We start from the raw sequence: 20818 nt of genomic DNA, 5'->3' as shown, positions 1-20818 counted from the left end.
TCGGTCCCCGTCGGTGGATTGGGAGGTTGACATGACGGCAGAGCGCGGCGCCGGCCAGGCCGGAACAGTACGGCACCGGGTCGTCCTCACCGGACTCGGTGTGGTCTCCAGCATCGGGCTGGGGGCCAAGGAGTTCCTGCGGGGACTCCAGGAGGGGCGCAGCGGGGCGCGGCCCATCTCGGTGTTCGACACCGAGGGCTTCGCCCACGCGAACGGGTGCGAGATCACCGATTTCGACCCCCGCGACTGGATCAGCACGCTCGACGTGGAACAGCTCGGCCGGGCCGCGCAGTTCTCGGCGACTGCGGCCCGGATGGCCCTGGAGGACTCGGGTCTCGACCTGACGGAGCTGCGCGGCCGTCGTGGACTGATCTCCATCGGCACCACCGACGGCGAGAGCTACGACCTCGACCAGCTGGTGGAGAGTGAACTGACCGACGGAACAGGCCGGTTCGACCCGGTGGCCGCCCGTCGGGTGCCCGCCGGGCGCCTCTCGGTGGCCATCGCCCAGGAACTGGGCCTCACCGACGTGGAGGCACTCACCATCCCCACGGCCTGCTCGGCCGGCAACTACGCCATCGGGTACGGCTTCGACGCGGTCAGCTCCGGTGAGGCCGAGTACGCGTTCTGCGGGGGCGCGGACGCCATGTGCCGCAAGACGTTCACCGGTTTCTACCGGCTCGGCACCATCGCCCCCGACCGCTGCCAGCCCTTCGACGTGGACCGCAAGGGCATCCTCACCGGCGAGGGCGCGGGCGTCCTCGTACTGGAGCGGCTCGACTCCGCCCTGGAACGCGGCGCCACCATCTACGCCGAGGTGCTCGGCTACGGCCTGAACTGCGACGCGCACCACCAGGTCGCGCCGGACCGGGACAGCGTCGCCGAGCTGATGCGCCTCGCCCTGGACAACGCCGGCGTCAAGCCGCACGAGGTGGACCTCATCTCCGCGCACGGCACCGGCACCCGGGCCAACGACATCACCGAGGCGGGCGCCATCCGCCAGGTCTTCGGGGACGCGCCCCCACGCACCGTCTCGATGAAGTCGATGCTCGGCCACACCATGGGCGCCGCCAGCGCGCTGGGCGCCATCGGCTGCGCCCTCGCCATCCAGAACCGCTTCATCCCGCCCACCATCAACCACGTCACCACCGATCCGGAGTGCGACGTCGACTGTGTCCCGAACGAGGCCGTCGAGGCCGACCTGAGGATCGTGCAGAACAACGGCCTCGCGTTCGGCGGCAACAACGCGGCGGTCCTTCTCGGGCGGTACGACGCGATCAAGGAGGCGTCATGACGATGAGCCCCATCATCGGTATGGGGGCTGTCGCCGCCACCGGATCCGGGGTCGACGAGCTCTTCGAGAACCTGTGCCGGGGCCGCAGCGGCCGGGCCGAACTCCGCGGCTTCGACCGCACCCGGTTCCGGGCTCAGCACGCCTACGAGGTCGACAACAGACCGGTGCCCGGACAGGACGTACCCGGCCGGGCCACGGAACTGCTGCTCGACGCCGTCGGGCAGGCCGCCGCCGACGCCGGTCTCGGCGAGGACCTCAGCGGCATCCCGGTGCTGGTCGGCACCGGTCTGCGCGAGCTGCGCTCACTGGAGCTGTGGTGGCGCGACGGCTCGCCGTTCGCCGACTCCGGCCTGCACTTCGGCACCGGGCTGCGGGAGCGTTTCAACGCGGACGTCACGCACACCTTCTCCAACGCCTGCTCGGCCTCGCTGTACGCCCTGGCGCTCGGCTCCGACCTGCTGCACCAGGAGAGCGAGGACGCCCCCGACACCGTGATCGTCGCCGGGGTCGACGTCCTGACCGAGTCCATGTACGGGCTGCTGGAACGGGTGCACCCTCAACCACCGGACCGTGTCCGGCCCTTCGACCGCAACCGTACCGGTGTGCTGATGGGCGACGGGGCCGCGGCGATCGTGCTGCGCCGCACCGAACGCGACGCCCCCCAGGTGCACGGCCGACTGCGCGGCGTCGCCGTGAACTGCGACGCGTACCACGTCACCGCGCCCTCCCCGGAGGGCATCGCGGAGGCGATGCGCTCCGCCCACCGGATGGCCGGGGTCAAGCCCTCCGACGTCGACCTGGTGATGCTGCACGGCACCGGCACCCTCCTCAACGACGAGGCGGAGGCCACGGCCCTGGCCGACGTGCTCGGTGACAGCGCCTCAGGACCGCTGATGACCGCGGTGAAGTCCATGACCGGGCACACCTCGGGCGCCTCCGGCCTGATCAACCTGATCGTCGGCGTCCGGGCCCTGAACGAAGGGCGGGTGCCGCCGACCGTGGGTCTCGACGACCCGGTCGAGGAGGCCGCGCCCTTCCGCTTCGTCACGGGGGAGGCGGCGGCCGGCTCCGGGCGGTTGAACGTGGCCCAGCTCAACGCCTTCGGATTCGGCGGCATCAACGCCGTCGCCATAGTGGAAGGGTCCAGATGAGCACCGACACCACCGTGGTGGTCTCCGGCGCCGCAGTCCTGCTGCCCGGCGCCGACACCGTACGGGCCCTCGCCGAGGGACCGGCCGCGGGCGGCGCCCCCGTGGAGCCCGCCGAGCACGTCGGCCGCAAGGGGCTGCGCTACAAGGACCGGGCCACCCAGCTCGGTTACTGCCTCACCGCGTCCGCCCTCAGGGACGCGGGCCTGCTCGGCGACGACGGTCTCACCTGCGCCCCGGAGAGTGTGGGCGTGGTCGCCAGCTCCAACTTCGGCAATCTGGACACCGTGGCCCGGGCCCTGGACACGCTGCGGGAGGAGACCGTCTCCGGCACCAGCCCGATGGACCTCCCCAACGCGTCCAGCAACGTCATCGCCTCCTCCGCCGCGATCCGCTACGGCCTGCGCGGCCCCAACCTCATGGTCTGCAACGGCCAGACGTCCGGACTCGACGCCGTCCACTGGGCGGCCACGATCATCGCGGCGGGCCGGACCGACCGGGTCCTCGTCCTCGGGGTCGAACCCGACAACGACGTGGTGCGCCGGCTTCTCGGCGGCGCCCGTGCGGTGGACGGCGGCGCCGCCCTCGTCCTGGAGTCCCGCCCGGCGGCCGAGCAGCGCTCGGCGACCGTACGCGCCGTTCTCGGCCCGTACCGCAGGAGTGCGGGGGAGCCCGGCCCCGACCGGGGCCGCCGCTGGGAGCTCCCGGCTCACCTCGGACATGCCTCAGGGGCGCACGGAGTCCTTCAATGCGCCGCCGCCGTCGGTTGGTTCGACGCCGGTGAGCGCGGCCCGGTCCACGCCGTGGCCGGAGCCGCCGCCGACGACGCCCGGGCCGACCTGCTGCTGATGGCCCCCGAGGCGGCGTGATGACGACGCCCGTGGACCTCCGCCCGGTGTCCGTGCAGCAGCGCACCACGGGATCCGGTCCCTCGGTGCTGCTGCTGCACGGACTGGCGGCCAACGACAGCGTCTGGGAGCGTGCGCTTCCGCTCCTGCCGGACGACTGCCGGCTGTGGACCGCCCGGCTGCCCTGGCGTACCGAGACCATCGGGGAGTGGGACGAGCAGCCCAACCTCCGGGGCTGGCTCGCCAAGGCGCTGGAGGCGGTCGAGGGCGGACCCACCGTGGTGGTGGCGCACTCGATGGCGGCGAACGTGCTGCTGGACCTGCTCGACCAGCGGAACCGGGGCGGCGGCGACGCGTTGCGGCAGTTCGGCATCCGTGCGCTCGTCCTGGTCTCGCCGTTCTACCGCGGTTCCGCCGACGCGTTCGACTGGGACACCATCAGCTACTACCTGAACGACTTCCACCTGATCATGGAGGAGGGGATCCGGGTCCATTCGGACGGCCGGCTCCCCGCCGACGTACAGGAGGCCATGGGACGGCGGGTGCGGGACCGGGTCGGCCCCTACGGCTGGTTCCGGTTCTTCGACCTCTACCTGCGCACCCCCCACCTGCGGACCGGCGGCATCACCGTCCCCACCCTGGTCCTGTGCGGCGAGCGGGACTTCGCCGCCCCTCCTGAGGAGGGCATGGCGCTGGCCGCCGCCCTCCCCACCGGCGACTGCCGTGTGCTGCCCGGGTGCGGGCACTTCCCGATGATCGAGGCGGCCGAGGAATTCGCCGCCGCGGTACGGGACTTCATCCATCTCACCACGGGCGTCGCCGCACAGCGCGGGCACGCCCTCCTCAACGCCCTGGAGCCCCAGCGATGACCCTCGTGACCGAGACCGCCGTCAAGACTCTCCTCGAAACTCCTACGACCACCCGGGTGCGCCCCCGCTACGAGGGCTCCAACATCTGCACCTGGATCGGCTTCAAGCACGTCAACTACCTCGTCGAGGAAGCCGTGCTGGACCACTTCCGGCAGGCCGGGCTGCCCGCCCGGGCGCTCTACGAGGAGCACGGCCTCGGCCTCGACATCGTCTCGCTGGACAGCCGCATCCTGCACGCCTTCCACATGGACGACATCGCCGACGCGGAGGTGACGCCGTGGACCAAGGACGACGACTCCACCATCGGCTTCAAGGTCACCATCCAGTTCGAGCGGAACGGCGAGATCCACAAGGCGGTCACCTCCAAGGTCCGCGTCTCGCTGCGGATCGACACCTACCTGGAGGCGGCCGGTGAGGTCCCGGCCGGGCTCGCCCGGTTCGCCGTCGCCGTCCTCGGCGACGACCTGGAGCGCGAGAGCCCCGCCGCCGCCCCGGCCGAGGAGGAGATCCTCGCCTCGCTCACCGCCGGCGCCAACGCGTACGGCTGGAAGTGGAACATCCCCTACCCCTACTGCCACTTCACCGAGCGGCTCCAGATGTCCGGCTATCTGCGGCTGATGGAGGAGGGCAAGGACCGCTTCGTCGCCGACCGCGGCATCTCCATCAAGACCCTCCTCGACGACCGCCGCTGGATCCCCGTCGTACCCCGCTCCGACATCCGCATCCTCGACGAGGCGCTGATGGAGGAGGACCTCTACACGGTCTACACCGTCGAGGAGGTCTTCAAGGACTTCACCTACACCTCGCGCATGGACTTCTACGTGCTGCGGGACGGCAAGCTCGTGAAGACGGCCACCGGCCGGATCGTGCACGGCTACGCCGTCATCGAGAACCGCCGCGACTGGAGCCTGGTCAACTTCGACCAGCGGGTCGTCGACGCGATCAACGGCAAGGTCCCGAAGGCGTGACGGAAGGCTGGGAGAGCGGCGGCCCGCCCCGGCTGCTCCTCATCGAGAGCCAGGGAGGCCCGGAGCGGGACTCGGAGTTCCGCCGGGACGCCACAACCCGGGTTCTCACCGGGCAGGCCGTCCTGCTCTTCCTGGTCCAGGACGGCGTCGTGCTGGCGGTGCCCGGCAGCGACGAGGACCTCGACCGCTTCCAGAAGGGCGGCGGCGTGCTCGCCGCGGACGGCTTCTCGCTCGGCCAGCGGGGACTCGACACGGAACTGCTCCGACCCGAGGTGCGGGTCGTCGGCATGGACGTGGTGGCGGGCTGGATCCTCGACCCCGCCGTCCGCGTGATGTGGCACTGAGCGGCCGGACGGCCACCCGGTCCGGCACCGGGCCGGCGGGGATCCACAACGCAGTGACGTCATGAGCCGAACGAGCTCGCGAGCACAAGGAGATACGACGGACATGTCCACTCCCACCACGGTCGCCGGACGCCCGGTGATCACCGCATGGTCGGCCGTGTCGTCGTACGGCATCGGCCGGGCCGCCTTCGCCGAGGGACTGCGCGAGCGGCGCGGCACCGTCGCCGGACTCGGCCCCGAGCACGGCGAGACCCCCGACGGCACCGGGTGCGTGGTCCCCGGCTTCGACATCCGCACGGTCCTGGGCAAGAAGGGCACCCGTTCCATGGACCGGGTCACCGGCCTCACCGTCACCGCCGTCGGGGCCCTCCTGGAGGAGGGCGACCGCAACCGGGCGGTCGGCACCGGCGAGGGCGCCGCCTTCGCTCTCGGAACCACCACCGGAAGCGCCCAGTCCATGATGGACTTCACCCGCGACTCCCTCACCGGCGAACAGCCCTTCTTCGTCGACCCGGCGCGCTTCCCCAACACCGTGATGAACTGCGCCGCGGGCCAGAGCGCCATCTGGTACCAGCTCAAGGGCCCGAACGCCACCATCGCGGGCGGCCGCACCGCGGGGCTGCACGCCCTCAACTACTCGCGCCGCCTGCTCGCCTCCGGCCGGGCCCGGACCGTGCTGTGCGGGGCCGCCGAGGAGTTCTCCCCGGCCCGAGCCTGGCTGGAGCGCCGCTCCGGCAACGAGGGCGAGGACGCGGCGGAGCCGCTCGGCGAGGGCTGCGCGATGCTGCTGGTCGAGCCGCGCGACCCGGACGACCCCGCCCAGCCCGTGCTCGCCGAACTGCTCGCCGTCGAACTCGGTGTCGTCCTCGACGGCGACGTCCGGCCCGCGCTCGTGTCCTGCCTGCGTTCCGCGCTGCGCCGCGCCGGGGTCGACGCCGACCGCGTCACGGCCGTCGCCCGGTCCGGGGCGCCCGGCCCCGAGGGGCGCGCCGAGGCCGAGGCGGTCGCCGAGGTGCTCGGGGCGGCCGGCCACGCCGACCTGACGCCCACCGGGCTGATCGGGGACACGGGCGCCGCCGCCGCGGCCTTCCAGGCCGCCGCACTGCTGTCGTACGCCGCCGACCGGCCCGGGGACGCGCCCGGGCGGGTCGGGGTGATCACCTCCGTGGACCGCACCGGCACCGTCGGCTGCGCCCTGCTCGGCCTGCGCTGAGCCACTGCCCCACGCATCCGTCGATGAGAGGAACCCCCACCGTGCTGGACAAGGAAGAACTGCGCGCCGTCGTGGCGCAGGTGCTGGACGTCGAACCGTCCGAGGTCACCGACGACGCTTCGTTCGTCGACGACCTGGAGGTCGACTCGCTCATGGCCCTGGAGGTCGTCGTCGTCCTGGAGAAGCGGTACGGGGTCAAGCTCCCGGAGTCCGAACTCAAGCGCATCGTCACCCTCCAGAGCGCCTACGAGCTGCTCCTCGGCAAGCTCGACGCGGCACGGCAGGCGGCCTGATGCCCGCCGCGAGCCCGCTGGCGGGCGCCATCGAGGTGCTGCCCGCACCGGACGCGTCGCACACCGCCGCCCGGTTCACGGTCGAGGAGACCGAGACCGTGCTGCCCGGCCACTATCCGGGCTTCCCGATCTTCCCCGGCGTCTGCCTGGTCGAGTGCACGCACCTCGCGGCCCTCGCCACCGCGCCCGACGGGGCCAAGGACGGGGCCCTGGCCGCCGTGGAGTCCACCCGCTTCACCGGGCCCGTCTTCCCGGGCGACCGGCTGGAGATCGCCATGGGCTGGAAGCAGACCCCGGCGGGCGACTGGCAGTGCCGGGCGAAGCTCGCCACCGGACGCGGCGACGCCGCCACCGTACGGCTGCGCTACCGCCCCGCCACCGGGGCGGTGGCGGCATGACGGGCCAGCGCGACATCCGGGCCCGGCTGCCCCACCGCTTCCCGATGCTGCTCGTCGACCGGGTCGTGGACATCGCCCCCGGCGAGCGGCTGACCGCGCTGAAGGCGGTCACCTGCAACGAGCCCTGGTACGAGAAGCTCGGCCCGGACACGCCCGAGGAGGACTTCGCCTACCCGACGTCGCTCCTGGTGGAGTCCTGGTGCCAGTCGGCCGGCGTGCTGGCCACCTGGGACGAGCCCAACCCCGACGTGCTGGACGGCCGGGTGATGCTCTTCGGCTCGATGACCGGGGTGGAGTTCCACCGGCCCGTGCTGCCCGGTGAGGTCCTGGAGCACCGGGTCAGGCTCGACCGCCGCGTCGACGACACCGTCCTGTTCGAGGGCGACTGCCGCTCGGGCGGGGAGACGGTGATGACCGTCGGCCGGATCGTCATGGCGTTCCGCCCCGCCGAGGCGCTGCGCCCCACCGCCACCACCCTCTGATTCGCCCACTCACGGAGAGACACCCATGGCAGAAACCACGAACCGCGTGGCCCTCGTCACCGGCGGCTCGCGCGGTATCGGCCGGGCCACGGTCCGGGCGCTGGCACGCGACGGATTCCATGTCGCGTTCTGCTACCGCTCGGACGAGGAGGCGGCCCGCACCCTGGAGAAGGAGACCGCCGACCTGGGCGTCCGGGTGACGGGCAGCCGGGTCGACGTCGCCGACGCCACGTCCGTACGCGCCTGGATCACCGCCGTCGAGGAGGAGTTCGGGCAGATCGACGCGGCCGTCACCGCCGCCGGCATCACCCGCGACAACCCGCTGGTCCTCATGGAGGACGAGCAGTGGAACCAGGTCCTCGACACCAACCTGGACGGGGTCTACCACGTCTGCCGGTCCGTCGTCTTCGGCATGATGAAGCGCCGCACCGGAGCGATCGTCAACATCTCCTCGGTCGCCGGGGTGTACGGACACGGCACGCAGACCAACTACTCGGCGTCCAAGGCCGGGATCATCGGCTTCTCCCGTGCCCTGGCCAAGGAGACCGGACGGTCCGGCATCCGGGTCAATTCGGTCGCCCCCGGCTTCATCGAGACGGACATGGTCGCGGCGATGAACGACAAGGCCCGCAAGGAAGCCCTCTCCTCGATCCCGCTGCGCCGCATGGGCACGGCGGAGGAGGTGGCCGACCTCGTCGCCTACCTCGTCTCCGACCGCGCCGCCTACATCACCGGAGCCGTGCTCCAGATCGACGGCGGCATCACCATCTGATCCCCGCACGAACCCCTTTGGAGGCGGTGATGGCACGACGCGGACCCCGCTGGTACTTCTCCTTCCGCAGCCCGTATTCCTGGATGGCCTACCGGGACCTGACCGATGCCTGCCCGGACGTGGCCGACGCCGTCGAGTGGCTGCCGTTCTGGGAACCCGACGCGTCCGCCCAGGAGCATCTCGACCGCAGCAGCATCACCCTGCCCTATGTGGCGATGTCCAAGGAGAAGCACCTCTACATCCTCCAGGACGTCCGCAGGCTCGCCCGGGCCCGGAAGCTGGACATGGTGTGGCCGGTGGACCCGGAACCCCGCTGGGAGGTCTCCCACCTCGCCTATCTCGCGGCGGACGAGCTGGGTGCGGGGCGGGAGTTCATCGACGAGACCTACCGGGCGCGCTGGGAGCTCGGCGAGGACATCTCCGACCCCGGGACCATGGCCCGCATCGGCCGGACCCTCGGTGTCGACCCGGTGGCGCTCGCCGGAGCCCACGCGGACCCGCGGATCCGCGAGCGCGGACTCGCCGCCCTGGCCTCCCTGCACCGCGACGGGGTGTTCGGGGTGCCCTTCTTCATCAGCGGATTCGACAAGTTCTGGGGGGTGGACCGGCTGCCCGACTTCATCACCACGGTCCGTGCCCGCCTGGCCGCATCGCCGTGACCCGCTCCCGGTGACCGCACCCGGTGACCGACCGCAGTGACCACCCGCAGTGACCGACCCACAGTGAAGGAAGACCGCATCATGGCCACGAACCCCTTCGAGAACGACGACGCCCGCTACTTCGTCCTGGTCAACGAGGAGAACCAGCACTCGCTCTGGCCGGCCTTCGCCGAGGTGCCGGCGGGCTGGACCGTGGCGCACGGCGAGGACAGCCGTCAGGCCTGCCTCGACCACATCAACGAGAACTGGACCGACATGCGGCCCAAGTCCCTGGCCGACGCCATGGACGCCGCCTGACTCCGCCCGGCGCCCCGGCGGGCCGGAGAGCGACGGGCGATGGCAGCAATGTGCAAGGTCCGTTGCCCGGCCGGGCCCGCCGGTGTGACCGTGACACCGACGCCGCCCCGGGCGGCCCCTGTGCCGTCCCGCGCAGCACCCTGCAGAAAGCGATGCCCCTGATGAACCATGCACTGGTGTGCCTCCCCTTCGCGGGGGGCGGCGCAGGCTTCTACCGCGCCTGGAAAGACCTGCCCGACCGGGCTCCGCGCATCGTGCCCCTCCAACTCCCGGGCCGTGAGGAGCTGTTCATCGAGGACCCGTTCCTCGACGTGATCGACGCGGCCGACGCACTCGCCCCGCGGATCGCCGATCTGGCGGGCCCCGGACCGGTGTCCCTCTTCGGCCACAGCCTGGGCGCCGTGCTCGCGTACGAGATCGCCCGCCGCCTGGAGAGCGACCCCGGCGTCGAGCTGCGCCACCTCTTCGTCAGCGGCTCCCCGGGCCCCTGGACCGGCCGGACCCGCCGGGCCTCCGGACTCCCCGACGACGCGTTCCTCTCCCGGGTCCAGGAGTTCGCCGGATACGAGCACGACGCGCTCGCCGACCCGGACATGCGCGAGCTCCTGCTGCCCGTCCTGCGGGCCGACGTGGAGATGCACGAGAACTACAAGCCCGTCTCCGACGAACCGCTGCGCACCCCCGTCACCTCCCTGCGCGCCACCGGGGACGAACTGGTCACCCGGGAACAGGCCGTGGAGTGGCGGACCGCCACCACCGGAGCCTTCCGTCTGGTGGAACCGGAGGGCGGCCACATGTACCTCATCGACTCGCCGCTGCCGCTGCTCGAAGCGGTCGCCGGGGACCTGGCGTCATGACGGCCGGGGAGCGGTCGGCGCGCCCGCTGCTGCGCGGCCGTACCGCCCTCGTCACGGGCGCCGCCCGCGGTCTGGGCCGGACGTGTGCGGTGCGGTTCGCGGAGGAGGGGGCCGACCTGGTCCTCGTCGACGTCTGCGGAGACCTGGCCGGCGTCCCCTACCCGCTGGGGTCCGGCGGCCAGCTGGAGCAGACGGCGAAGCTGTGCCGGGAGCAGGGCGCCGCCGTCGTCACCGTCGCCGCCGACGTCCGGCGGCCCGAGGACGTGGAGGAAGCGGCCCGGCAGGCCCTGGACCGGTTCGGCGGCGTGGACGTGCTGCTCAACAACGCGGGTATCGCCGCCCCTTCCGGCAAGGCCGTCCACGAGATCGCCGAGGACGAGTGGGACCTGATGGTCGGCATCGACCTCACCGGGGCCTGGCGGACGATGAAGGCCGTGGTGCCCGCCATGGTCGAGCAGCGGTCCGGAAGCGTCATCAACGTGGCCTCCACCGCGGGTCTCGTCGGCTACCGGCACTTCGCCGGGTACGTCGCCGCCAAGCACGGGCTCATCGGCCTCACCAAGGCCGCCGCCCTCGACTACGCGCCGTTCCGGGTGAGGGTCAACGCCCTGTGTCCCGGCTCCGTGCGCGACGACCCGCTCAGCGAGGGCCGGATGCTCGCCGAGATCGCCCGCTCCCTCGACGTCGACGTCGACGAGCACGAGGAGATCTTCGTCCAGTCCCAGCCGATGAACTCCCTCATGGAGCCACGGGACATCGCGGGCGCGGCGCTCTGGCTCGCGGGGGACGACTCCCGGCAGGTCACCGGCACCACGCTCACCGTCGACGGCGGCTTCAGCGCCCGCTGACCCGCCCCCACCCCGCACTGCCCGAGGAGTTCCGCCATGTCGAGAAGTCAGGCCAGGTCCTGCCACAGCCTGGTGGTCCGCGTGCCGGGCCCCGTCGATGCCGCCGCACTGGAGGGCCGGCTGCGGGCCGGAGCCGCCGGGGCGTGGCCGCAGTGGGCCGCCCGTCTCCGGCTGTGGGAGGAGACGCTGCCCCACGGCGCCGACCGCCCCGCCGCCCGGGACCGGGTCGCCGCGGAGTCCGAACGGCCGCTGCACGCCGACGGACCGCCGCTGCGCGCGGTGCTCCTGCGGTACGCGGACGGCGACGCGGACCTCGTACTGGTCGCGCGCCGCTCGGTCACCTTCGACGAGCCGCGCTTCACCTTCGGCCGGGACACCGGGGCGACGGAGCCGGGCCCGGCGCCCTCGGAACCGCTGGAGTGGGGCCTGGGCGACCCCGGGCGCCGGGGCCGTACCGGGGAGGTGCGGCTGCCGGGCCCCCTGCCCGGCGACCCGGCCCCGGTCGCCGGGGCGATCCGGCTCGTGCTCTCCCGGTACGGGACGGGCCGGCCCCTCGACGAGTCACGGACCGCACGGGAGTTGGTCGGCGAGACGGCCGAGGCGTTCGCCGACGGCGGGCAGCTCGGACCGGGCATCGCCCTGCACCTGGAAGCCGCCCGGCCGGGCGAGCGGCGGCTCCCGCGACTGGCCCCGGCCGGGGCGGCGGAGTTCCACGTACTGCGGCACGCGGAGGGCGGCGTCACCGCCTCGCTCCGCCACGACCCGGGAGAGATGTCCCCGCTCGTCGCGGAGCGTCTGGCCGGTCATGTCGCCCATGTGGCACAACAGTTGGCCGATCACCCGGACCGGCCCCTGGACGCCGTGGAGACGATGACGGCGGACGAGAGCGCGGAGGTGCTGCGGCTCGGCGTCACCCCGCCCGCCACCGGCCCCGAAGCCATGGACCGAACCGTGCACGGTCTTTTCGCCGACGTCGTCCGCGAGCGCCCCGACGCGGTGGCCCTCACGGCCGGCGGCGGCGAACTCACCTACGCCGAGCTGGACGAGCGCTCGGACCGGGCCGCCGCCGGACTCGCGGCCCTGGGCGTGGCGCCGGGCAGCCTGGTGGGGGTGGCCCTCGAACGGGACGCGGACCTGGTGGTGACCCTGCTCGGCGTCCTCAAGGCGGGCTGCGCCTATGTGCCGATGGACCTGCGGTACCCCCGGGAACGGCTGCGCTACACGGTGGAGAACGCCGGGGTCGGGGTCGTCGTCGGGGCGGCGGACGGACTGGCCGGCATCGACGGGGTGCGGGTGGTGACCCCCGACGAGCTGCGCTCCCTGGCGGGCGAAGCGGCCGCCCCCGTACCTTCCGTGGATCCGGCGGCGACCGCGTACGTCATCTACACCTCCGGGTCGACCGGCCGGCCCAAGGGCGTCGTCGTGCCGCACCGCAACGTGGCCGCGCTCCTGGCCGCCACCCGGGAGGACTTCGGCCTCGGCCCGGACGACGTCTGGACCCTGTTCCACTCCAGCGCCTTCGACTTCTCCGTCTGGGAGATCTGGGGCTGCCTCCTGACCGGCGGCCGTCTGGTCGTCGTCGACTACTGGGTGACGCGGGACACCGACCTCTTCCACGAGCTGCTCGCCGAGGAACGCGTGACCGTGCTCAACCAGACCCCTTCGGCGTTCGCCCAGATCGTCGAGGCGGACCGGCGGCGTTCCGCCGCCCTCTCCCTGCGCCTGGTCGTCTTCGGCGGTGAGCCGCTCGACGTGAGGATGCTCGCCCCCTGGTTCGCCCGGCACTCGCCTTCGGACTGCCGCCTCGTGAACATGTTCGGCATCACGGAGACCACCGTCCATGTCACGGCGCACACGGTGACCCCCGCCGACGTGCTCGCCGGCGGCCGCCGTGTCGGTCCCGCCCTGCCGGGCTGGACCCTGTCGGTGCGCGACCCCCGTGGCAGGCTCCTGCCGCTCGGCGTACCCGGGGAGATCTGCGTGGGGGGCGCCGGGGTCGCCGACCACTACCTCGGGCAGCCCGGACTCACCGCGGAACGCTTCGTCGACGACCCGTACGGGGGTGGCCGCGTCTACCGCAGCGGGGACCGCGGACGGCTCCGGCCCGACGGGGCGCTCGACCACCTCGGCCGACTGGACAGCCAGGTCAAGGTGCGCGGGCACCGCATCGAACTGGACGAGATCCGCAACGTCCTGCTGGCCCATCCCGCCGTCACGGGTGCGGTGGCCGTCCTCAACCACGACGTCCCCGGCGACGCCGCGACCGCCCGCATCGACGCCTATGTGACGCTGCGCCCGCCGGCCACCTTGGCCGACGTGCTGAGCCACGCCCGCGGGGTGCTCCCCGGCTACATGGTCCCCGCTTCGGTGACGGAACTTCCCCGGATCCCGCTGACCATCAACGGCAAGGTGGACACGGCCGGCCTGCCCGCGCCCCGGACGGGCCCGGGGCAACCGGCCGCCCAGGGCGCCGACGAAGGACTCACCGAGCGGATTCTGCGGATGTGGGGGAACGCGCTCAACACCGAAGTCACCCTGAAGGACAATTTCTTCGAACTCGGCGGAAATTCCCTGCTGGTCATCCGGATCCTGCGGGAAATGCGCGAACAGGGCCTGCCGCGAGTCGCGACGCAGGACTTCTATCGGAACTCGACGGCAGACCGGTTCGTGGAACTGGTGCGGGTTGCTCAGGCCTGACCCGGATGCTCCGCGGGCCGCCGCTGTGCGCGGTCCGCGGACTTTCCTCTGCCGTCCACCTGGCGTTTCACGGCGGCCAGCAAGGCTATTCTGATGAGGCCGCTCGGAATGCGGATGACCACCCAGTAGCGGCCGAAGCTGCGCCGCGTCCTCTCATCCGTCGCGAGAATCCTGGTCTCCGTCGACAGCACCCCGTCGGCATAGCGCATATTGAAGCCGACCTTGGTGCAGCCGGGCTCCCGGTAGTCACGGAAGGCCTCGCTCATGGGCTGGTCCGGGGTCACGGGGCCGGCCGGCGAACCGATTCCTCCGTACAGCAACTCGTCATCTTCCAGGGCGAGTACGGTGTCGCCTCCCATCGCGAAGTCGTCGAGCACGCGGCCGTCGGGTCGCAGCTTGTTCCGGGTGAAGGCCAGGAAGAAGCGTGCCACCGGCGCCTCCCGCCAGGTGATCTCCTGTGCTGCCCGAAGCACTTCGTCACGCGGTGCGTCCACCGCCACCCAATGATGCTCGCGAAAATGCCATTTCGGCATGTGCTGATCGAGCAGGGTCGTCCCTGATTTCCTGTCTCCGGTCATGCCGGGGACGCTAGCACGCGCTTCCGCGGCAGTCCCCGGGTACGGCGTGGCAGCTTTCTGCAGTCCTCGTTGTCCTCGCCGAAACGGGACTGTTAGACATGGCCGGGTCGGTGTGTGTTCAGCAGTTTCGTATTCATTACTGCATTGAGGGTGAGTTGTTGTGTCTGACGTTCGGGGCGCCCTTCTGTCTCTGACCGCTGCCCAGTCGGGCGTCTGGTACGCACAGCAGCTGGACCCGCAGAACACGATCTTCAATATCGGGGAATTCCTCGAAATCGAGGGCCCGGTCGACGCCGGACTTCTGGAGCGGGCCCTGCGCAGCGTCGTCGAGGAGGCCGAGACCCTGCGGCTGCGCTTCATCGACGGCGAGAGCGGCCCCGCCGCCGTGCTGCTGCCGGCGGACGGCCTCGACTGGTCCCTGCACCGGGTGGACGTCAGCGCCGAAGCCGACCCGGAGGCCGCGGCCCGGGCCTGGATGGCAGCCGACGCCGCCACGCCCCTGGACCCCGAGAGCGACCAGCTCTTCCTCTTCGCCCTCTTCAAGCTCGCCGAGGACCGCTACTTCTGGCTGCACCGCTACCACCACCTGCTGGTCGACGGCTTCACCGTCAACATGGTGACCCGCCGCACCGCTCACGTGTACTCCGCGCTGGCGGCGGGCGAGGAGATCCCCGCCACCCCCTTCGAGCCGCTCGCACGGCTCGCGGAGTACCAGGCCGACTACCAGGACTCCGAGCGGTTCGCGAAGGACCGCGCCTACTGGATCGACCGGCTCAAGGAGTGCCCCGAGCCCGTCAGCCTCTCCGGTGAACAGCCCACCCTGGCCCGCTCCCTGGTCCGCAGCACCGCCCACCTCACCGCCGGGGAGACCGACCGGCTGCGCGCCCTGGCCTCCGACGCCTCGGTGACCTGGCCGCCCGCCCTCGTGGCCGCCGCGGCCGTGTGGCTGACCCAGCTCACCGGCGCCCCGGAGGCGGTACTCGGCCTGCCGGTCTCCACCCGCCTGGGCCGGACCGCCCGGAGCGTCCCCGGCATGGTCTCCAACGTGGTGCCGCTCCGGGCGGCCGTCGCGCCGGACGCCACCGTCGGCGAGCTGCTGGGCCGGGTCTCCGACGAGATGCGCGGGGCGATGAAGCACCAGCGCTACCCGTTCGAGGGGCTCCGCCGGGACCTCGGCATGCTCGCCGACGAGCGCCGGCTCGTCGGACCGCACGCCAACATCATGCTGTTCGACTACGACGTCGCCTTCGGCGGCCACCCGGCCCGGGCCCACAGCCTCTCCATCGGCCCGGCCGACGACATCTCCTTCATCGTCTACGACCGGGGTACCGGCGCGGGCCTGCAGATCGACTTCGACGCCAACCCGGACCTGTACGAGGAAGAGGCGCTGCGCGCCTACCAGCAGACCTTCCTCGACTTCCTGCGACGGCTCGGCTCCGCCACCCCGGACACCCGGGTCGACACCCTCGTACGCGACACCGAGCTGATCGCGGACCTGCCCGGACGGCACCGTGCGCCCCGCCCCGCGACGGTGACCGAACCGGCTGCCGCGGCCGCCGGCCACCGCGCCCCGAGCACCCCGCAGGAAGAGGCGCTGTGCCGCCTGTTCTCCGAGGTGCTCGGCGAGGACGTCACCTCCGTCGACGACAACTTCTTCCTGCGGGGCGGAAGTTCGCTCCACGTGACCCGGCTGGTCGGCCGCATCCGGCGGGAACTGAACGCCGAACCGACCCTGCGCACGGTCTTCGAGAACGCCACCGTCGCCACCCTCGCCCAGGCCCTCGGCCTCACCCCCGAAGCACGCCCCGCCCTGACCGCCCGCACCCGGTCCGAGCGGCTGCCGCTGTCGGCGGCGCAGAACCGGCTGTGGTTCCTGAACCAGATGCAGGACGGCGACGCCGCCTACAACGACGGCCTCACCGTGGAGCTCGCCGGCCGTCCGGACACCGGGGCACTGCGCGCCGCCCTCGCCGATGTCGTCGCCCGCCACGAAAGCCTGCGCACCGTCTTCCCGACGCACGAGGGCACCCCGTACCAGCACGTACTCACCGCCGGCGAGGCGCTTCCCGAGCTGATCGTCACGGAGACCGACGACGACCGGATCGGCGCCGAGCTGCTGTCCGCCGCCCGGCGGGGATTCGACCTCGCCACCCGGATCCCGGTCCGCGCCCACCTGTTCACCCTCGCGCCCGAACGGCACGTCCTGCTGGTGGTCGTGCACCACATCGCGGGTGACGGCTGGTCGGTCGCCCCCTTCACCCGCGATCTCTCCGCCGCCTACGCCGCCCGCCTGGACGGCGCCGAACCCCGCCTCGCCCCGCTGCCCGTGCAGTACGCCGACTACACCCTCTGGCAGCAGGACCTCCTCGGGGACGAGACGGACCCGACGAGTGTCCTCGCCCAGCAGATCGCGCACTGGCGCACCGCGCTGGCGGACCTGCCGGAAGAGCTGGCCCTGCCCGCCGACCGGCCGCGCCCCGAGACCGCGAGCCACCGCGGCGGCACCGTCGAGCTGAGGCTCGACCCCGAGACCCACACCCGGCTGCGCGACCTCGCCCAGGACTCCGGTGCGAGTGTGTTCATGGTGGCGCAGGCGGTGCTGGCGGCTGTGCTGCACCGGCTGGGTGCGGGTGAGGACGTTCCGGTGGGGACGGTGATCGCGGGCCGTACGGACGGTGCGTTGGACGATCTGGTCGGGTTCTTCGTGAACACGCTGGTGCTGCGCACCGACCTGTCGGGTGATCCGACGTTTCGGCAGCTGGTGGAGCGCGTACGGGAGACGGACCTGGCGGCCTACGCCAACCAGGACGTGCCCTTCGAACGGCTCGTGGAGATCCTCAACCCGGTACGTTCGCTCGCCCGCCATCCGCTGGCCCAGGTCACCCTGGCCCTGGAGGACAACGAGGCCCCGGTACTCGACCTGCCGGGCATCACGGCCACCGCACGAGGCCTGGAGACCGACACCGCCAAGTTCGACCTCGCGTTCCGGCTCGGCGAGCGCTTCACCCCCGACGGCGACGCCGCCGGGGTCGACGTCCGGATCGAGTACGCCCGCGACCTCTTCGAACACTCCACCGCCGCCGGCATCGGGGAGCGCTTCCTGCGGCTCTTCCAGGCCGTCACCGCCGACCCCGACCGCCGCATCGCCGCCGCCGAGCTGCTGACGGACGCCGAGCGTGCCGAGATTCTCACCGGCTGGAACGACACGGCCCAGACCGTCCCCCGGGCCACCGCACCCGAGCTGTTCACCGCCCGGGCCGCCGCCACTCCGGACGCCGTCGCCCTCGTCGCGGGCGGCACCACCCTGACCTACGCCGAACTCGCCGACCGGGCCGGACGACTGGCCGCACTCCTGCGCGACCGGGGCGTCCGCCGCGGAGCCTCGGTGGCCGTGGCACTGGGCCGCTCCGCCGACACGGTCGTCGCCCTGCTCGCCACGATGGCCGCCGGGGCCGCCTACGTACCCGTCGACCCCGCCTACCCGGCGGAGCGCATCGCCTACATCCTGGACGACGCACGCCCCGCCCTCGTCATCACCACCGAGGCCCTCCGGGACGCGCTGCCCGACACCGGATGCGAGCACCTGCTCCTCGACCGGGCCGATCTGCCCGCCGAGGGCCACCAGGAGCCCGGCCTCGCCCCGCTGGACGCGGCGTACGTCATCTACACCTCCGGCTCCACCGGCCGCCCCAAGGGCGTCGTCGTCAGCCACACCGGCGTCGCCAGCATGGCCGCCGCGCACCGCACCGCGTTCGGGGCCGGGCCGGGCCACCGGGTCCTCCAGTTCTCGTCGCCCAGCTTCGACGCGTCGATGTGGGAAATCCTGAGCACCCTGCTCAACGGCTCCGCCCTGGTCGTCCCGTCCCCCGACCGGCTCGCCGCCGGCGAACCGCTCGCCACGCTCCTCGCCGAACAGCGCGTCACCCACGCCACCCTGCCCCCCGTCGTGCTGGCCGCGATGGGCGACGCACAGCTGCCCGCCACGATGACCCTCGTCACCGCCGGCGAGGCCTGCTCCGCCGAACTGGTGGACCGCTGGGCCCACGACCGGACGATGGTCAACGCCTACGGCCCCACCGAGTCCACCGTCTGCGCCACCATGAGCGCACCCCAGCACCCCGGCGGGGGCACCCCCACGATCGGGCGTCCCATCACCAACACCCGGGTGTACGTGCTCGACGCCGGGCTGCACCCGGTGCCCCCGGGCGTCCCCGGCGAGCTCTACCTCACCGGCTCCGGCCTCGCCCGCGGCTACCACGGCCGCCCCGCCCTCACCGCCGAACGCTTCCTCGCCGACCCCCACGGCGCGCCGGGCTCCCGGATGTACCGCACCGGGGACCTCGTCCGCTGGAACACCGACGGCGAACTGGAGTACCTCGGCCGGGTCGACGACCAGGTCAAGATCCGGGGCTTCCGCATCGAACTCGGTGAGATCGAGGCCCGGCTCCTCGCCCATGAGGACGTCGCCCAGGCCGCGGTGATCGTCCGCGAGGACCGGGCGGGGGACCGCCGCATCGTCGCCTACACCGTCGCCGCCGACCCGGCCCGCCCCGGCGCCGGCCCGGCCGAACTCCGCGGACACCTCGCCGCGACCCTGCCGGACCACATGGTGCCCGCCGCCGTCCTGAGCCTGGAGCGGCTTCCGGTCACGGTCAACGGCAAGCTGGACCGCAAGGCACTGCCGGCCCCCGACTTCGCCGCCCTCAGCACCGGCAGGGCGCCCCGCACCCACCGCGAGACCGTGCTGTGCGGCCTGTACGCCGACGTCCTCGGACTGGAGACGGTCTCCATCGACGACGGCTTCTTCGACCTCGGTGGCCACTCCCTGCTCGCCACCCGCCTGATCAGCCAGATCCGTTCGTCCCTGGGCGCGGAGCTGTCGGTACGGGCTCTGTTCGAGGCGCCGACGGTGGCGGCGTTGGCGGAGCGTCTGGGTGATGCGGGGCAGGCGCGTGCGGCGCTGACGGTCCGGGAGCGTCCGGAGGAGGTTCCGCTGTCGCACGCGCAGCGCCGTATGTGGTTCCTGAACCGCTTCGAGGGCCCCAGCGGCACCTACAACCTGGGTCTGTCCCTGCACCTCGACGGGCGGGTCGACACCGACGCCCTGGCCGCAGCACTGACCGCCGTCGTGGCCCGCCACGAAGCCCTGCGCACCCTCTTCCCCGACGAGGACGGCCGCCCCCGCCAGCTGGTTCTGGACCCGGCCGACCCGGCGGCGCACCCGGTGCTGGAGACGGCTCCCTTCTCGCCGGAGGCCTTGAGCGCGGCGGCGGCGCGGGGGTTCGAGCTGGACCGGGAGATCCCGGTGCGGGCGCACCTGTTCACGGTGGCACCGGACGAGCAGGTCTTGTTGGTGGTGCTGCATCACATCGCGGGTGACGGCTGGTCGTTGGCCCCGCTGGCAAGCGATCTCTCCTCTGCCTATGGGGCGTTGGTGGAGGGTGTGGAGCCGGTGTGGGCTCCGTTGCCGGTGCAGTACGCGGATTACACGTTGTGGCAGCGTGAGGTGCTGGGCGACGAGAGCGACCCGGTGAGTGAGCTGTCGCGCCAGGTGGACTACTGGCGTGGTCAGTTGGCGGGTCTCCCGGAAGAACTGCCGTTGCCGGTGGACCGGCCGCGCCCGCCGGAGATGAGCTACCGCGGCGAGACGCTGGACTTCGCCGTCCCGGCCGACCTCCACGCCCGCCTCGCGGAGGTGGCCCGCGAGAGCGGTGCCAGCCTGTTCATGGTTCTCCAGGCGGCTCTGGCCACCCTGCTGCACCGGCTGGGTGCGGGGGCGGACATCCCGATCGGATCGCCGATCGCCGGCCGCACGGACGAGGCCCTGGACGACCTGGTCGGCTTCTTCATCAACACGCTGGTGCTGCGTACGGATGTGTCGGGTGATCCGACGTTCCGGGAGCTGGTGGAGCGCGTTAGGGAGACGGACCTGGCGGCCTACGCCAACCAGGACGTCCCCTTCGAGCGGCTGGTCGAGGTCCTGGACCCCGAGCGCTCCCTGTCCCGTCACCCGCTCTTCCAGGTCTCCCTCCAGCTCCAGAACATCCCGTCTGCCGACCTCGCCCTTCCGGGAGTCGACGTCCGGCACCACCCCGTCCGTCTGAACGCGGCGAAGTTCGATCTGTCGTTCACGTTGGCGGAGTCGGTGGAGGGGTTGGCGGGTTCGGTGGAGTTCGCGGTGGATCTGTTCGACCGGGTGTCGGTGGAGCGGTTGGCCGGGCGTTTGGTGGGTGTGCTGGAGGCGGTGGCCGCG

General features: G+C 72.3%; 18 protein-coding genes. 17 read left to right on the top strand and 1 reads right to left on the bottom strand.

What is annotated here, in order from left to right:
• Nucleotides 1-31: 31 nt before the first annotated feature.
• The 16 genes from JS521_RS11075 (at nucleotide 32) to JS521_RS11000 (ending at nucleotide 13987) form a co-directional block, all read left to right on the top strand.
• Entirely contained in the window at nucleotides 32-1294 is a 1263-nt protein-coding gene (locus JS521_RS11075) for a beta-ketoacyl-[acyl-carrier-protein] synthase family protein (RefSeq protein WP_205082556.1), read from the top strand.
• Complete coding sequence (locus JS521_RS11070; protein WP_205082555.1) at nucleotides 1291-2445, top strand: beta-ketoacyl-[acyl-carrier-protein] synthase family protein; 1155 nt, start codon at nucleotides 1291-1293, stop codon at nucleotides 2443-2445. The genes JS521_RS11075 and JS521_RS11070 overlap by 4 nt, the downstream gene beginning before the upstream one ends.
• A complete protein-coding gene (locus JS521_RS11065; RefSeq protein ID WP_205082554.1) occupies nucleotides 2442-3311 on the top strand; it encodes a beta-ketoacyl synthase N-terminal-like domain-containing protein in 870 nt (289 codons plus the stop codon). Before JS521_RS11070 ends, JS521_RS11065 begins: the two co-directional genes overlap by 4 nt.
• Complete coding sequence (locus JS521_RS11060; RefSeq protein ID WP_205082553.1) at nucleotides 3311-4159, top strand: alpha/beta fold hydrolase; 849 nt, start codon at nucleotides 3311-3313, stop codon at nucleotides 4157-4159. Before JS521_RS11065 ends, JS521_RS11060 begins: the two co-directional genes overlap by 1 nt.
• Entirely contained in the window at nucleotides 4156-5127 is a 972-nt protein-coding gene (locus JS521_RS11055) for an acyl-CoA thioesterase family protein (RefSeq protein ID WP_205082552.1), read from the top strand. Before JS521_RS11060 ends, JS521_RS11055 begins: the two co-directional genes overlap by 4 nt.
• On the top strand, nucleotides 5124-5471 hold the full coding sequence (locus tag JS521_RS11050) for a DsrE family protein (RefSeq protein ID WP_205082551.1): 348 nt from the start codon (nucleotides 5124-5126) through the stop codon (nucleotides 5469-5471). The genes JS521_RS11055 and JS521_RS11050 overlap by 4 nt, the downstream gene beginning before the upstream one ends.
• A gap of 103 nt (nucleotides 5472-5574) precedes the next feature.
• Entirely contained in the window at nucleotides 5575-6684 is a 1110-nt protein-coding gene (locus JS521_RS11045) for a beta-ketoacyl synthase N-terminal-like domain-containing protein (protein WP_205082550.1), read from the top strand.
• Between the two features lie 23 nt (nucleotides 6685-6707).
• Nucleotides 6708-6977: an acyl carrier protein gene (locus JS521_RS11040; protein ID WP_205082549.1), complete on the top strand. Its 270-nt coding sequence runs from the start codon at nucleotides 6708-6710 to the stop codon at nucleotides 6975-6977.
• Nucleotides 6977-7375 carry a 3-hydroxyacyl-ACP dehydratase FabZ family protein gene (locus JS521_RS11035; protein ID WP_205082548.1) on the top strand — a complete coding sequence of 133 codons (399 nt, stop codon included), beginning with the start codon at nucleotides 6977-6979 and terminating at the stop codon, nucleotides 7373-7375. The genes JS521_RS11040 and JS521_RS11035 overlap by 1 nt, the downstream gene beginning before the upstream one ends.
• Nucleotides 7372-7857: a 3-hydroxyacyl-ACP dehydratase FabZ family protein gene (locus tag JS521_RS11030; RefSeq protein WP_205082547.1), complete on the top strand. Its 486-nt coding sequence runs from the start codon at nucleotides 7372-7374 to the stop codon at nucleotides 7855-7857. The genes JS521_RS11035 and JS521_RS11030 overlap by 4 nt, the downstream gene beginning before the upstream one ends.
• 25 nt (nucleotides 7858-7882) lie before the next feature.
• Nucleotides 7883-8629 carry a 3-oxoacyl-[acyl-carrier-protein] reductase gene (gene fabG, locus JS521_RS11025; protein WP_205082546.1) on the top strand — a complete coding sequence of 249 codons (747 nt, stop codon included), beginning with the start codon at nucleotides 7883-7885 and terminating at the stop codon, nucleotides 8627-8629.
• 29 nt (nucleotides 8630-8658) lie between these two features.
• Nucleotides 8659-9288, top strand: a complete 630-nt coding sequence (locus JS521_RS11020) for a 2-hydroxychromene-2-carboxylate isomerase (protein ID WP_205082545.1) — start codon at nucleotides 8659-8661, stop codon at nucleotides 9286-9288.
• A gap of 81 nt (nucleotides 9289-9369) precedes the next feature.
• Nucleotides 9370-9585 (top strand): MbtH family protein, encoded by a 216-nt coding sequence (locus tag JS521_RS11015; protein ID WP_205082544.1) that lies wholly within the window; start codon nucleotides 9370-9372, stop codon nucleotides 9583-9585.
• A 161-nt stretch (nucleotides 9586-9746) separates the two neighbouring features.
• Complete coding sequence (locus JS521_RS11010; protein WP_205082543.1) at nucleotides 9747-10442, top strand: thioesterase II family protein; 696 nt, start codon at nucleotides 9747-9749, stop codon at nucleotides 10440-10442.
• Nucleotides 10439-11290, top strand: a complete 852-nt coding sequence (locus JS521_RS11005) for an SDR family oxidoreductase (RefSeq protein WP_205082542.1) — start codon at nucleotides 10439-10441, stop codon at nucleotides 11288-11290. Before JS521_RS11010 ends, JS521_RS11005 begins: the two co-directional genes overlap by 4 nt.
• Before the next feature lie 36 nt (nucleotides 11291-11326).
• Nucleotides 11327-13987 (top strand): non-ribosomal peptide synthetase, encoded by a 2661-nt coding sequence (locus JS521_RS11000; protein ID WP_205082541.1) that lies wholly within the window; start codon nucleotides 11327-11329, stop codon nucleotides 13985-13987.
• Here the strand turns inward: JS521_RS11000 and JS521_RS10995 are convergent.
• Complete coding sequence (locus JS521_RS10995) at nucleotides 13978-14565, bottom strand: hypothetical protein (RefSeq protein ID WP_205082540.1); 588 nt, start codon at nucleotides 14563-14565, stop codon at nucleotides 13978-13980. The genes JS521_RS11000 and JS521_RS10995 overlap by 10 nt on opposite strands.
• A gap of 160 nt (nucleotides 14566-14725) precedes the next feature.
• On the opposite strand from JS521_RS10995, the gene JS521_RS10990 reads away from it, so the two are divergent.
• Nucleotides 14726-20818 (top strand): non-ribosomal peptide synthetase (locus tag JS521_RS10990; protein WP_205082539.1); only part of this gene is annotated, 6093 nt, incomplete at its 3' end.

Source organism: Streptomyces durocortorensis, from assembly GCF_016901035.1.
Lineage (GTDB): Bacteria > Actinomycetota > Actinomycetes > Streptomycetales > Streptomycetaceae > Streptomyces > Streptomyces durocortorensis.
This window is presented reverse-complemented; position numbering and strand designations above follow the sequence as displayed.